This is a genomic window from Aquificaceae bacterium (genome assembly GCA_037722135.1).
GTDB classification, from domain to species: Bacteria; Aquificota; Aquificia; order Aquificales; family Aquificaceae; genus Pampinifervens; species Pampinifervens sericum.
Genome location: JBBKAW010000102.1, coordinates 3,106 through 15,906, shown reverse-complemented (window position 1 = coordinate 15,906; position 12,801 = coordinate 3,106). Strand labels below are relative to the sequence as shown.

Below are 12,801 nucleotides of genomic sequence, written 5' to 3'. Positions count from 1 at the left end.
TGGGTGCGGGTGCAAGTATTTTGCTAAGTCTGTGTGGGATTTCTTCAAAGATGTCTTTGAGAGTTATATCTTTTGATGACACAAGGAGATTATAGCATGGAAAAGCAAAGTGGCGTTATTTAAACCTTGTATCCTTCATCGTGGGCTCAAGATTATCAATTCCCTGTAGCTTGCAATTCGGGTTAAAATATTAAACCTATGTTCTTCTGGAGGAAGACGGAAGAGGAAAAGCTTGCAGAAAAGGGTGATAAGAACGCCATATTGGCTCTAATAGAAAAGGGCAAAAAGGACAAGGCTATTGAGATACTGGAAAGGTTTAAGGAAAACCCAGAACTTAGAGGTTTGTTATTTAGGCTATACATGGAGGAGGGAAAATACTACTATGCTTACCAGCTAATAGAGCATTATGACCCCGAGCTTGCAACCGCCAAGGAAAAGGCTCTTATATACGAGAGGGTAGGAGAGCTGGAAAAGTCCGCAGTTGAGTATGCAAAGCTCGGGGACTGGGAGAGTTTAAAAAGGGCAGGTCTTTTGCTCTATGAGGCAAAAAAGCCAGAAAAGGCTCTTGAACTCTTAGAACGTTCCTTAAGACTTGCACCAGCCCTCAAAAGGCAGGAGGTAGAAGAGGTTATAAGAAAAATACGTGAGGAGCTTGGTCTTATACAAAAGGAAAGCTTTTTGGAAAAGCTCAAAAAGGGTTTGAGAAAGACAAAGGAAGCGGTAGAGTTTGGAATACTATTTGCAGGTAGGAAAATAGACGAAGAGCTCTTTGAGGAACTTGAGGAAAAACTCATTAAAGCGGATGTGGGTGCTAAGGTCTCCCTGCAGGTGGTGGAGGAACTAAGGAAAGAAGCCATAAGGAAAAACCTCAAAACCTCAGACCAATTGGCTGAACTTTTGAAAACTCTGCTTCTTTCACAGATAAGCAAGTGCCAAGGCACGCTCAAGGAGCCTCACGAAGGCACAAGCCTCTATCTCTTTCTCGGTGTAAACGGCTCAGGAAAGACAACCACTATAGGAAAGCTCGCCTACAGGTTTGTAAAGGAAGGTAAAAGGGTTCTTCTCGTGGCGGGAGATACCTTTAGGTCCGCTGCCATTGAACAGCTTGAGGTGTGGGCTCAAAGAAGTGGCGCGGACATATTCAAAAAGCACGAAGGTGCAGACCCTGCCTCTGTAGTATACGAAGCCTTGCAAAAGGCTACCTCGGAGGGTTATCAGGTTGTGCTTGTAGACACCGCTGGCAGGCTTCACACAAAAGAGCCTCTCATAAGAGAGCTCAGAAAGATAAGGGATGTGATAAAGAGGTTTTTACCACAAGAGCCAACAGAAACTCTGCTTGTGTTGGATGCAACCATCGGTCAAAACTCCATACAGCAAGCAAAGGTCTTCAAAGAAGCGGTAGAAGTAAGTGGAATAATTCTCACAAAGCTTGATGGCTCTGCCAAAGGTGGTGCAATAGTTCCCATATGTAGGGAGCTTGGCATTCCAGTAAAGCTCATAGGTGTAGGCGAAGGCATAGAAGACCTACAGCCCTTTGTAGCGGATGCCTTTATAGAAGAGTTAATCTCTTAGGAGGTAGGCATGTTTCCAGAGGAGCTAATAAAGGTTCCAGAGGTGCCTAAGGAGGTTTTTGAAGTTCCTATGATGCCTTTGAGGGACCTTGTGGTCTTTCCCACTATGGTGGTGCCTCTTTTTGTGGGTAGGAGCTTTTCTATTAGGGCAATAGAAGAAGCGTTAAAGAAAGACAGGCTCATATTTTTGGTTTTGCAAAAGGACAAAAGTGTAGAAACTCCTAAGGTGGAAGACCTTTACACAATTGGCACTATAGCCCATATAGTCCGTTCCGCACCCATAGAGGAAAACAGGCTAAAGATACTGGTGCAAGGTATAAAAAGAGCAAGGCTTTTGGAATTCAAACATTTTGAGGACTACTATGTGGCAAAGGTCCAGCCTATAGAAGAAGATGAACCAGAGCCAGAAACCCTCTCAAGCGAAGTCAAGGCATACATAAGGTCTGTAAAGGAACAGCTTGATACCGCTGTGTCTCTTGGCAAACAGATAATACCAGACTTGCTTATGCTTATAAGAGAGATTGAAGAGCCTGGAAGGCTTGCGGACTTGACCGCATCCATATTAGACATAAAGGCGTCAGAAGCACAGCAGGTGCTTGAAACCCTTGACCCTGTAGAACGCCTAAAGTTGGTTCACCAATATCTTCAAAGTGAGATAGGACTTCTTGAAGTCCAAAGCAAAATAAGAGGCATAGCCAGAGAGAGAATAGAAAAGGAACAAAAGGAATACTTCCTAAGACAGCAACTTAGGGCAATTTTGGAAGAACTTGGCGAAGGAGATGAGCGTAAAGCGGAGATAGAGGAATATAAAAAGAAACTTAGCAAGCTAAGGATTCCAAAGGAATCAAAGGAGGAAATAGAAAAGCAGATAAAAAGGCTTGAAAAGCTACATCCTGAGTCAGCAGAAGCTGGAGTGCTTAGGACGTGGCTTGAGTGGGTGCTTGACCTACCTTGGGACAAAAGCACAAGGGACCGCTATGACCTTGACAAGGCACGAGAAATCCTTGACAGAGACCACTACAACCTTGAGAAGGTAAAAGACAGGATAATAGAATATCTTGCAGTCAAAAAGCTCACGAAGGGAAAAAGCAATGCGGTGCAGATACTTTGCTTTGTGGGTCCACCCGGTGTTGGTAAAACCTCGCTGGGAAGGTCTATAGCGGAGTCCTTGGGCAGGAAATTTGTCAGAATAGCTTTGGGTGGTATAAGGGACGAGGCGGAGATAAGAGGACATAGAAGAACCTACGTGGGTGCTATGCCCGGCAGAATAATACAGGCAATAAAGCAAGCAGGGACTAAAAACCCTCTTATAGTCCTTGACGAAGTGGATAAGCTTTCCCTTTCTTTTCAGGGCGACCCTGCATCTGCACTCCTTGAGGTGCTTGACCCAGAGCAAAACAAAAACTTCGTAGACTTATACATAGGTCTTCCTTTTGACCTCTCTGAGGTCTTTTTCATATGCACCGCAAATCGTGTAGATACAATACCAAGACCTCTTTTGGACAGGATGGAAGTTATACATCTTTCAGGCTACTCAGAAGAGGAAAAGGTCTTTATAGCCAAGAACCATCTATTGCCAAAGCTACTTCCAGAGCATGGCTTTAGGGAAACAGAGGTGCACTTTAGCGATGATGCCTTGCTTGAGGTTATAAGGGGATACACAAGAGAATCTGGAGTGAGAAACCTCCAGAGACAGCTCAGCTCCATACTTAGGAAATTAGCCCTCAGGAAGTTAAGGGGTGAAACACCACCCTTTGAGGTAAAGGCTCAGGATATAAAAGGCTTTCTGGGTGTGTCAAAAAGGTATACCATTTCGGAAGAAAAGCCCATGGTAGGTATAGCGGTAGGGCTTGCTTGGACAGAGGTAGGGGGTGAGATAATGATTATTGAAGCTACAAAGTTTAAAGGAAAAGGAGCCCTCATACTTACTGGCTCTTTGGGAGAGGTTATGAAAGAATCCGCACAGGCTGCGCTTTCCTACATAAAGTCAAAGGCAGAGGATTACGGTATAGACCCAGAGGTATTTTCAAGCTACGACGTGCATGTGCATGTTCCAGAGGGTGCAGTGCCAAAGGATGGTCCCTCTGCAGGTATAACCCTTGCGGTAGCCTTGCTTTCTCTTTTTACGGAGAAAAAAGTAAGGACAGACATAGCTATGACTGGAGAGATTACCCTAAGAGGAAGAGTCCTACCAGTAGGGGGTCTAAAGGAGAAAATATTGGCAGCAAAGAGGGCTGGCATATACGAGGTTATACTTCCTTCAAAGAATAGAGACGAGGTGATGGAAGACTTGCCAGAGTATGTAAGAGATAAGATGAATTTACACTTTGTTGACCATCTTGACGAAGCTTTTGGTATAATATTTAACAAAACCTAAGGAGGTGAAAAGGTTTGGCGATAGTGGAAGTTATGGAAAACGAACCCTTTGAAAAGGTCTTAAAAAGGTTCAAAAGGCTTGTAGAAAAAGAAGGCATACTTACAGAGGTAAAAAGGAGACAGTTCTACGAAAAACCCAGCGAGAAGAGAAAAAGAAAGGAGAGACAGGCAAGGAAGAGGATAATAAAGGCTCTTAAGAAGAGGAACCTCCTTTAAGTTTCACCTATTTTGTAGGCTCTTAGTAGCTCTCGCTGTTCTTCTATTATAAACTTCCTAATATAGTCCTCGTCTCTATTGCTGAGGTTTTCAAACCTTATACCAAGGCATGTTTTACCTGTGCCCCTCCTTACATTCCTTACAGTTCCCAAAACCTTTATAGGATAGGATTTGAGAGTAAAGTTAAGGTAGGCTTTCTGCCCAACCTCTACATCAACAAAACCCGAGAAGCAAAGTTTTACACCGTGAATACTTAAGTCTTCTATCGTAGCTTCTATAAGGTCCTCGGGTTCTTCCAGCGAGAGAGTATCCGCATCTTTATATATATGCACCTTTGCAGGTATTTTCACCTTCCAACGAAGACTTTCTCTTAGTTGGATTTTTGACAGCTGGTCTGTATGAGGTAACACTATAATTAGCTTTGTTCCATCCCTGTAAGTTCTTAGCACTTCACTTTGAAAATAATACCTACCGTCATCTTCTCTTAGAAAGGAAAACTTAACCCTATCTCCAGGATGAATAGGTTTAAGTGGTTCATCAAGTAAGGCAACATGTAGTTCAAGCTCATTTTTTTCCCATACCGCAGAACCATAAGCGTTGTTTTCGTAAGTTATAAACCCTGTCTGATAAAGGTCTATGTCCCTTGTGCTACTTAGAGGCAAAAACCAAGGAAGGCTATCAAACTTTAACTTTTTTCTTATCTTGGTTACCATTTCCATTCTTGAGGCATCTTCCCTTACAAGTCTTGAGACACACTTTTCAAACACTGCCTTGGTCTGCAATACTTTGATAGGTTCTTTTGTTGTGTTAGCACATTTCCAAAGAAGCTCAATTTCTTCTTTTTCAAGCCCTAAAGAACTTCCCATATTAAAAAAGTCCTTCTTTATGTCCATCTTAGCCCTGTATTTTGATAAAAGATAGGGAAGAATTATAAGAAGACCCACCGCAGAGGAAAAAAGTAGGACCACAAAAAGCACATCAGAGAGACTTGGAGACCTAAACATATATTTAGTCGCTTCCCTAAAGGTTTCAAACCCTCCCTGATAGTTCATGTCTAAACCTTGCCTTTAAAAGTTGTCTTCTATGTATCTTTCCGCCTCTATAGCGGATATACAGCCTTCTCCCACAGCCACAGCTACCTGACCTGTTGCTCCGCTTCTACAGTCTCCTGCAGCAAAAACGCCTTCCATTGAAGTTCTCATCCTCTGGTCGGTTATTATATAACCCTTATCGTCAAGGTCTATAGTTCCTTTAAGGAAACCTGTGTTGGGCTCAAGACCTATAAAAATAAACACACCTTCCACTGGCAGTTCAGAGAGGCTGTTGTCCCTTGTGTCTCTTAGGAGAAGCTTTTCCACAAAGTCCCCACCTTTTATCTCCTCTACCACCTTGTTTGGTACAAAGGTTATCTTTGGGTTGGAAAAGACCTTCTCTTGTAGATGCTTTTGAGCTCTAAGCTGGTCTCTTCTATGAATGAGGTAAACCTTGCTGGCAAACCTCGTTAGAAAAAGGCTTTCCTGTGTGGCTGAGTCTCCACCCCCAATTACTGCCACAGGCACTCCCTCAAAAAGAGCACCATCACAAGTAGCACAGTAGGAGACCCCTCTGTTTAAAAACTCTTCTTCTCCCGGGACTCCAAGCCTTCTTGGATTTGAACCTACCGCAAGTATAACGCTTTTGCTTCTAACAAGCTCGCCTGTTCTTAAGTGAAGAACTATCTCTTTCCCAACTTTTTCTAACTTTATAACCTCTTTTTTGAGTATTTGCAAACCAAACCTTTCCGCTTGCTCTTTAAACTTTTTTGTAAGCTCCTTACCACTTATGCCTTCTGGAAAGCCTGGGTAGTTTTCCACCAAGTCCGTGAGCGCTATCTGCCCACCAAGAGTGCCCTTTTCAAAAAGAAGAGTGTTAAGTTTTGCCCTTGCACAGTAAAGCCCTGCAGTTAAACCTGCAGGACCACCACCCACTATAATACAGTCATAGAGTATATCCTCAGAAAGCTCCACCATCACAAGTGGCTGTTAATCATCTGTCTGAGCGCCTCTTTGGGCTGAACTCCAATACGTGTATCTACCACTTCACCGTTCTTAAAGAGCATTATAGTTGGTATTGCCCTTATGCCATACCTCATGGCTATATTGGGATTTTCGTCAGTGTTTAGCTTGCCAAACTTCACCTTATCTCCCATTTCTATTGCCAGCTCCTCTATTATAGGGGCTATTATCCTACAAGGTCCACACCAAGGAGCCCAAAAGTCCACCACCACAGGCTTGTCAGAATTGATAACCTCTGCCTGCCAGTTGCTTTCTGTAAGAACTATTACCGCCATATTACACCTCCTTGCTTAGTATTTCGTAAATCTTTACCACCCTTTCATCCTTAATGTAATAGCATACTATGGACCCATCCCTTTTACATCCCACTATGCCTCTGCTTCTGAGTATGCTCAAATGTTGAGAAACATTAGGCTGTGAGGTATGCAAAAGGTCGCTAAGGTTTTTCACGCACTGCCTGCCTTCAATAAGCGCCGCTACTATCCTCAGCCTGATGGGATGGGCAAGAGCCTTTAAAAATTCTGCCCATTCCTCTAACTTTTCCTCACTTAGCATTTCCACTTGCATACTCTCACCTCGTATGCTTATATTCTATCATAGAAATATGGAAAAGGTATACATTTATAGAAAAAGGTCAAGACAACTCCACTATGCCTTTGTAGCTTCCTTGGTTATCTTATACCTTGCCTGCATCCCTCTATACTTTTACTTTAGACTTCCCCTCCACAAAAACTTAGTGAACTTCTTTACCTTTTTCGTGGTAGCAACTGGAATAGTTTCCGTCCTTCCCGCAATCTTTATAAAAAGGAAGGTATTCCCCGTGGATACCACAAAGGACCCTTACTGGAGCTACACCGCCACAAGAAGGTATTTCTGGCTTTATGTCCTGTGTCTTGTTCCCTTTGCCTTTGCCTTGCTAACCTTTATAGCTTTTGCCTCTTTTCAGGTTTTGTCCGCTGGCTTTTTAGTCAGTCTTTGTGGTTTAATATTAGTAAGACCAAAAGAGGAGGATATAAGATGACCAGAGAGGAGGCTATTCAAAAACTTCTACAAGAAAACAAGGAGTTTAGGTATCACTACGAAAAGCACCGCGAACTTGATGCACAAGTGGACAAACTGGAAAAACATCATCCCATGACCCATGAACTGGAGATGGAAATAGAAAAACTAAAGAGGGAAAGGTTATACCACAAGGATATGATGGAAAAGATACTAAATGATTATCTTAAGGGAAACTCATGAAAAGCTATACCGCATATTTGACCTTTAACACAAAAAACAGAAGAGAGCTTATAAGGATAACGGACCAAGTAAAAAAGATAGTGGAAGAATCCGGTATAAGAGAAGGTCTTTGTCTCGTATCTTCCATGCATCTTACCGCTTCTGTGATAATTCAAGATGACGAGGAGGGGCTTCACGAGGATATATGGAAATGGTTAGAAAACCTCGCACCCTATAAGAAGGACTACAAACATCACAAGACAGGTGAGGACAACGCTGACGCTCATCTTAAAAACCTTTTAACTCACCTCCAGGTAGTTTTGCCAATTACCAACGGAAAACTTGACCTTGGACCTTGGCAGGAGATATTCTACGCAGAGTTTGACGGACAAAGGAACAAAAGGGTTATAGTCAAAGTAATAGGTGTTTAAGTGCCTCTTGTCTTTCCTTGCATTTTTCACATACTCCACAGGGGATTATCTTACCCATAGATTTCTTTGGTCTAATGCAAGAAAGGGTCTTATCAAGAGGCACACCCTCTGAAAATCCTCTTATTACCTCGTGTTTTTCCATTCCCATAAAGGGCGTTAAAAGTTCTACGTTTATAAGAGATTGTAAGCGTTTCATATAGTCCGCGTTGTTGTCAGGAAAGGGATATATGCCCAAACTGCCTATGGCTATGCATTTTATTCCTTTTAGCAATGCATAGTTTCCCGCCATAGCAACAAGGTTTATGTTTCTGAGAGGAATAAAAAGGTTCTTATCGTGCTTTCTATCCTCTACCCTTTCTGGATTTAACGTGGTTAAAACTCTTAGTGGCATTAGGTTTTTGTATTTTTTCTTCGTATATAGCCACAGAGCTTTTGTCCTTTCAAGTTCAAGGCTCTCCCAAGGATATCCTGCCTTTACATAAACAGGATAAACAAGCCAATCCTCTTTTAGATACATGTATAACATGCATGTGCTTTCCACACCTCCACTAAAGAGCACCACTACCTTATGAACACTCACCTGATATATGCCTCCCGCTGTCTAACATAATAATTTCTCCTGTCATGCTTTCCGCTTCAAGAAGGAATTCTGTAAGTTTAACTACATCTTTTATAGATACAGTTCTCTTAAGAGGTGTTTTGTTTACATACTCTTGCCACTTTTCTTCAGAAAAGTCTGGAGGTTTTACAGTAGGACCAAGAGCTATGGCGTTTACAAGCACATGGGGTGCAAACTCCTTAGCAAGCACCTTAACTGCGGTATGCAAAGCACCCTTTGCCAAAAAGTAAGCCAAGTAGTTTCTGTAAGGTGTAGTGTTTGTAGCCCAATCGCCAAAAGCAATTATTCTACCCTTTGTTCTTCCTTCGTTTTTAAGCATATAAGGAAAGACCTCTTTACACATTACTACAAAGGCTTGAGCTATGGGTTTAAAGTGATAGTCCAAGTCTTCTTCTCTTAGGCTTTCAAGAGGCGTAGGTTCATAGGGGCTTGAGAGATGTAAAAGGGCATCAACGCCACCGAGCAACTGCACAAGCTCTCTTGTTGAGCTTTCCGCTTCCTGCCAAAGGCTTAAGTCCGCTCTAACTCCATAGACTCTATCTCCAAAGGCTTCTCTCAACTCTCTGTAGACATGCTCAGAGCTTTTATAGACAAGACCTACACGCCAACCCTTTTCAAGAAGACTTTTAGCTATTTCATACCCTATCCTTCTCACACCTGTTATTATGGCTTTCTTCATGGCTATAATTATATGCGTGAGGAGTGTTCTTATAACTGCCACAGATACCGGTGTTGGTAAAACCTTTATTAGCTATAACTTAGTTTACGCCCTCAAAGAGAGAGGCATAAGGGTTGGCTATTTAAAGCCCGTTGAAACAGACGTCAAGGAAGTTCCTGCTGACGGTAGCCTCTTAGCTTCTCTCACAGGTCAGAGCCTTGAAGAAGCAGTCCCAGTAAGATACAAACTTCCTCTTTCTCCCTATGCTGGAATTTTGGAGGAAGGAAAGGACTTTTCCCTTGATGCCTTGAGAAAGCACTATGAAAAACTTTTAGAAAAGTATGAGTTCCTTGTGGTAGAAGGTGCAGGTGGTATTGCAGTGCCTATAAAAAGAAGCTACGATTATGCAAAACTTGCAAAAGACTGGGGATTAAAGACCATACTTGTTGCAAGGGCAGGTCTTGGGACGATAAACCACAGCTTCCTAAGTTGGTATTACATGAAGTCTATGGGCGTAGAGCCTTTTGTGATAATTATGAATGGCTTTGAAGGTAAGGACATCTCCGAAAGGACAAACCCAAAGATAGTGGAAGAGTTAACGGGTGTAAAGGTTATAAAAATTCCAAAAATACAGGAGCTTTTGCTACCTGCGGAATACAGGTCTTTACTTGCTAAGCTTGTCGGGTTCTAATCGGTAATAAAAGGCTACTCTTTCCACAAGCTCTTTGAAATAGGGCGCGGCCACTGTTCCTCCGTATGGGTTGGGTCCCTTTGGTCTGTCTACCATTATACCTGCTATATACTGCGGATTGCTTGCGGGAAAGTATCCTATAAAATAGGTAACCAAGTCTTCCCTTGAATATCTTCCTGTCTTGAAGTCAAACTTTTGGGAAGTGCCAGTTTTGCCTGCAATGCTAAAGTAGTCCGATTTAGCCCTTTGAGCTGTTCCTTCTTCAACTACCTTTGTAAGGTTTTTCTGTAGCCATTGAAAAACCTGTGGTGAGAATATGTTTTCTCTCAAAACCTCAGGTTTATCATCAAGCAGTATTCTTGGTTTTACTATCCTGTTTGTAGCCAAAGCATTAAAGCTTACACACAGGTTCAGAAGGTTTGAAGCCATACCTTGACCTATGCTTGCATAAAGAATATTTGCAGGATAGTTAAAGTTAGGTAGCCTAGGCTTTGCCTCTCCCGGAAGAATATTAAATCTATCTGTCATGTGTATTTTTTGCATAAGCTCCTCCACATCCCTCTTTGATAGGAAACGGGCAACTTTTATAGTTCCCACATTTGAGGACTTTATCAACACTCGCTCAAGGGTAAGTTGCCTTGACGGTTCTACGTCTTTAACGTATCTGCCAAAAACCTCCGTTTTACCACCTTCTGTGTCTATCCACATACCAGGCTTTACATAACCCTTTTGAAGAGCCTCCCCGATAAAAAAGGGTTTCATTACAGAACCCGGCTCAAAGAGGTCTGTAACCACAAAGTTCCTTCTTTGGGAAGGTAAAGACTTTTGATACTGGTTAGGGTCAAAAGTGGGATAGTTTGCCATACCCAATATATCACCGGTCTTTGCATCCATAAGCAGTATACCCACCCTATCAGGGTTCCATTGCTTGACTATTTTGTCCCTTATATCCTCTAATATGGTTTGCACTCCGAGGTCTATGGTAAGCTGGACATCCTTAGAGGTCATATCTTCGGTAAGGGGACTTACCGCCAACCTCCCTAAGTAAAAAACCCCCTTTATCTCTCTACCTTTTAAAACCTCATTAAGTGCGTATTCAAGCCCTTCAAGTCCTTGTCCATCTATACCTACAAAGCCTATTAGATTGCTGGCGAGCATGCCATGGGGATAAAATCTTTTGTATTCTTCCTGCAGACCTACCGCTCTATCATTGCCTGTATCCCTAATAACAGCTCTTAGGTAAGGTGTATAAACTTTATCCATGTGTCTTATGAGCCAGACAAATTTTTTGTCCGAGTTTAGCTTCTCCATTAGGTCTTTTTCTTTCACCCCTGGCAGTGCGGAGAGTCTTCTTACTAACTCTTCCTTGTTTTGCACCAAGTGAGGGAGGGCAAAAAGGGAAACAGTAGGAAGGCTTATAGCAAGGTCATTGCCCCTTCTATCTTTTATGGAACCCCTGGGTGTGGAAAGTTTTACCACAGAAGCCTTAGGGAACTTCTCTACTACCTTGTCTACATAACTCTCTTTGCCTATCAGCTGTATATAGGCTATTCTTGCAGTCACTATGGAGAAGCCAAGAAATAAGAAGAGGGCTATAAGAACTATCTTTGCATTACTACTTTTGAGATTCTGCATGTCTTTTTGCCATTTCTACAAACTCTTTGAAAACACCTTTAGCATCATGTGGTCCTGGTGATGCCTCTGGGTGGTATTGGACGCAAAATATAGGAAGATATTTGTGTCTAAAGCCCTCAAGGGTTTCATCAAGAAGGTTTATGTGAGTTATTTCCACCTCCTTTAGACTTTCTGGGTCTACCGCAAAGTTGTGGTTTTGTGCGGTTATCTCTATATGCCCGTCTCTTAGGTCCTTTACCGGATGGTTTCCTCCGTGATGTCCAAACTTTAGCTTGTATGTCTTCCCTCCCAAAGCAAGACCTATTATTTGATGTCCCAAGCATATACCCATTATAGGTAGCTTTTCCATGTATTTCCTCACAAGCCTTATACCCTCTACAACCCTTTGTGGGTCTCCTGGTCCATTGGAAAGGAAAAGAGCGTCTGGCTTTATTTCCTCAATATTTCTCTCCACATGGTAAGGTGGAACTACAACAACCTTTGCACCCTCTTGAGTTAGCCTACGCAGTATGTTTCTCTTTACTCCATAGTCCACAACCATTATTAAAGGTTTGTGATTTTCCTTATGGATATACCCCTTTCTAAGGTCCCAGTCCCCCTCTTTCCAGAAGTAGACTTCCTTAGTGGCTACCTCTTCAACTAAGTTCAATTCTGATATGTCAGGAAGTGTCCTTGCCCTTTGCACAAGCCTTATAGGGTCTTGTTCAACGGTGGATATGACTCCTTTGAGTGCGCCCTTTTCCCTTATCCTTTTTACCAAGGCTCTTGTATCTATACCCCATATACCCACTACATGGTTTTCCGCAAGATATTCATGTAAACTCTTTACCGCTCTCCAATTGCTGTATACAGGAGATAGTTCCTTTATAACAAGCCCGTTTACTTGAATTTTAGAAGACTCCACATCCTCATTATTTACACCATAGTTGCCTATCTGAGTGTAGGTCATAACCACTATCTGACCCTTGTAGGATGGGTCTGTGAGAATTTCTTGATAGCCTGTCATAGAGGTGTTAAAAACTACCTCTCCTGCGGTTTCTCCCTCTGCACCAAAGGAGTATCCTACAAAGTAGCTTCCATCTTCTAAGGCTAATATGGCTGTTTTCATACTTTATATGTTAACACGGAGAGGGCGGGATTCGAACCCGCGGTAGGGCTGTTAACCCTACAACTCCTTAGCAGGGAGCCGCCTTCGGCCTCTCGGCCACCTCTCCTGCAAGAAAATAGTATAAACATAAAATATGGCTCTTGCAAGCCAAAAGCGTTATACTCAATTTTCCAAAATGGCAAATCATCGCTTCTGGCTTCCTACCTAAGGACACACAAAAG

General features: G+C 42.5%; 15 protein-coding genes and 1 tRNA gene. 7 read left to right on the top strand and 9 right to left on the bottom strand.

Translation table 11 applies throughout. The features are described 5' to 3' along the window. Nucleotides 1–198 precede the first annotated feature (198 nt). Genes ftsY through rpsU form a run of 3 tightly spaced genes read left to right on the top strand, consistent with a single transcriptional unit; the run spans nt 199 to nt 4,163 of the window. Nucleotides 199–1,572 (top strand): signal recognition particle-docking protein FtsY, encoded by a 1,374-nt coding sequence (gene ftsY / locus WKI49_07235; protein ID MEJ7622279.1) that lies wholly within the window; start codon nt 199–201, stop codon nt 1,570–1,572. A 9-nt stretch (nt 1,573–1,581) separates the two neighbouring features. Then, nucleotides 1,582–3,948 carry an endopeptidase La gene (gene lon, locus WKI49_07230; protein MEJ7622278.1) on the top strand — a complete coding sequence of 789 codons (2,367 nt, stop codon included), beginning with the start codon at nt 1,582–1,584 and terminating at the stop codon, nt 3,946–3,948. Nucleotides 3,949–3,962: 14 nt separating this feature from the next. Continuing rightward, nucleotides 3,963–4,163, top strand: a complete 201-nt coding sequence (gene rpsU / locus WKI49_07225; GenBank protein ID MEJ7622277.1) for a 30S ribosomal protein S21 — start codon at nt 3,963–3,965, stop codon at nt 4,161–4,163. On the opposite strand, the gene WKI49_07220 is transcribed toward rpsU, so the two are convergent. From WKI49_07220 to WKI49_07205, 4 genes are read right to left on the bottom strand one after another with little or no spacing between them, the layout of a single operon-like run. Then, nucleotides 4,160–5,215, bottom strand: a complete 1,056-nt coding sequence (locus WKI49_07220) for a PilZ domain-containing protein (protein ID MEJ7622276.1) — start codon at nt 5,213–5,215, stop codon at nt 4,160–4,162. The two genes, rpsU and WKI49_07220, sit on opposite strands and share 4 nt — an antisense overlap. Nucleotides 5,216–5,230: 15 nt before the next feature. Continuing rightward, the gene (trxB, locus tag WKI49_07215; GenBank protein ID MEJ7622275.1) at nt 5,231–6,172 is read right to left on the bottom strand and encodes a thioredoxin-disulfide reductase; all 942 of its coding nucleotides are present in this window, start codon (nt 6,170–6,172) and stop codon (nt 5,231–5,233) included. Further along, nucleotides 6,172–6,492 carry a thioredoxin gene (trxA, locus tag WKI49_07210; protein MEJ7622274.1) on the bottom strand — a complete coding sequence of 107 codons (321 nt, stop codon included), beginning with the start codon at nt 6,490–6,492 and terminating at the stop codon, nt 6,172–6,174. The genes trxB and trxA overlap by 1 nt, the downstream gene beginning before the upstream one ends. Before the next feature lies 1 nt (nt 6,493). Further along, the gene (locus WKI49_07205) at nt 6,494–6,784 is read right to left on the bottom strand and encodes a metalloregulator ArsR/SmtB family transcription factor (protein MEJ7622273.1); all 291 of its coding nucleotides are present in this window, start codon (nt 6,782–6,784) and stop codon (nt 6,494–6,496) included. 37 nt (nt 6,785–6,821) lie between these two features. Here WKI49_07205 and WKI49_07200 point away from each other — a divergent pair, with 37 nt between their 5' ends. From WKI49_07200 to WKI49_07190, 3 genes are read left to right on the top strand one after another with little or no spacing between them, the layout of a single operon-like run. Beyond that, nucleotides 6,822–7,238 (top strand): hypothetical protein, encoded by a 417-nt coding sequence (locus WKI49_07200; protein MEJ7622272.1) that lies wholly within the window; start codon nt 6,822–6,824, stop codon nt 7,236–7,238. Next, nucleotides 7,235–7,459 carry a YdcH family protein gene (locus tag WKI49_07195; GenBank protein MEJ7622271.1) on the top strand — a complete coding sequence of 75 codons (225 nt, stop codon included), beginning with the start codon at nt 7,235–7,237 and terminating at the stop codon, nt 7,457–7,459. Before WKI49_07200 ends, WKI49_07195 begins: the two co-directional genes overlap by 4 nt. After that, nucleotides 7,456–7,869, top strand: coding sequence for a secondary thiamine-phosphate synthase enzyme YjbQ (locus WKI49_07190; protein ID MEJ7622270.1), 414 nt, complete (start codon nt 7,456–7,458; stop codon nt 7,867–7,869). The genes WKI49_07195 and WKI49_07190 overlap by 4 nt, the downstream gene beginning before the upstream one ends. On the opposite strand, the gene WKI49_07185 is transcribed toward WKI49_07190, so the two are convergent. Continuing rightward, entirely contained in the window at nt 7,850–8,449 is a 600-nt protein-coding gene (locus tag WKI49_07185; protein ID MEJ7622269.1) for a 7-cyano-7-deazaguanine synthase, read from the bottom strand. The two genes, WKI49_07190 and WKI49_07185, sit on opposite strands and share 20 nt — an antisense overlap. Next, complete coding sequence (locus WKI49_07180) at nt 8,436–9,167, bottom strand: SDR family oxidoreductase (protein ID MEJ7622268.1); 732 nt, start codon at nt 9,165–9,167, stop codon at nt 8,436–8,438. Before WKI49_07180 ends, WKI49_07185 begins: the two co-directional genes overlap by 14 nt. A 16-nt stretch (nt 9,168–9,183) precedes the next feature. Between WKI49_07180 and bioD the strand changes: the two genes are divergently transcribed. Beyond that, entirely contained in the window at nt 9,184–9,837 is a 654-nt protein-coding gene (bioD, locus tag WKI49_07175; protein ID MEJ7622267.1) for a dethiobiotin synthase, read from the top strand. Here bioD and WKI49_07170 read toward each other — a convergent pair. The 3 genes from WKI49_07170 to WKI49_07160 form a co-directional block, all read right to left on the bottom strand. After that, a complete protein-coding gene (locus WKI49_07170; GenBank protein ID MEJ7622266.1) occupies nt 9,811–11,472 on the bottom strand; it encodes a penicillin-binding protein 2 in 1,662 nt (553 codons plus the stop codon). The two genes, bioD and WKI49_07170, sit on opposite strands and share 27 nt — an antisense overlap. After that, the gene (carA, locus tag WKI49_07165) at nt 11,453–12,580 is read right to left on the bottom strand and encodes a glutamine-hydrolyzing carbamoyl-phosphate synthase small subunit (protein MEJ7622265.1); all 1,128 of its coding nucleotides are present in this window, start codon (nt 12,578–12,580) and stop codon (nt 11,453–11,455) included. Before carA ends, WKI49_07170 begins: the two co-directional genes overlap by 20 nt. Before the next feature lie 16 nt (nt 12,581–12,596). Beyond that, nucleotides 12,597–12,686: transfer RNA gene (locus WKI49_07160), tRNA-Ser, on the bottom strand. Between the last annotated feature and the right edge of the window lie 115 nt (nt 12,687–12,801).